Origin of the sequence: Psychrobacter sp. TB20-MNA-CIBAN-0197, assembly GCF_040309765.1 — a bacterium.
Classification (GTDB): Bacteria; Pseudomonadota; Gammaproteobacteria; order Pseudomonadales; family Moraxellaceae; genus Psychrobacter; species Psychrobacter submarinus.
Genome location: NZ_JBEOPC010000320.1, coordinates 1 through 301 on the forward strand (window position 1 = coordinate 1; position 301 = coordinate 301).

Below are 301 nucleotides of genomic sequence, written 5' to 3' on the forward strand. Positions count from 1 at the left end.
GGGAAGAGGCACTCTCAAGTTACGAAGGTATATTGATCGATGTCAGTGAGCGTTTACATACCGCAGAAACCAATGCTGAATTAAAACCTGTGCTAGAAAAAATTGACGAGACAGCGCACGGCTTAGATTTGTTGACTGAGCTATTAGGCACATTAGATGTTGCTGATGCTACGGTACGTACCCAAATTATCGATGATATATCGACCATTTATGCGAGTCTCAATCAGAGCAAAGCCAAGCTTAATCATAAGCGCAAAAATTTAGGATCGGCTGAAGCAGTCGCGCAGTTTGGCGCGCAGTT

1 protein-coding gene is annotated in these 301 nt (G+C 43.9%); it reads left to right on the forward strand.

The window, feature by feature from the left end; translation table 11 throughout:
• Positions 1 to 301, forward strand: a 301-nt coding sequence (locus tag AAEY83_RS13840) for a DUF7902 domain-containing protein (protein ID WP_351059694.1), incomplete at both ends; no start/stop codon positions are given.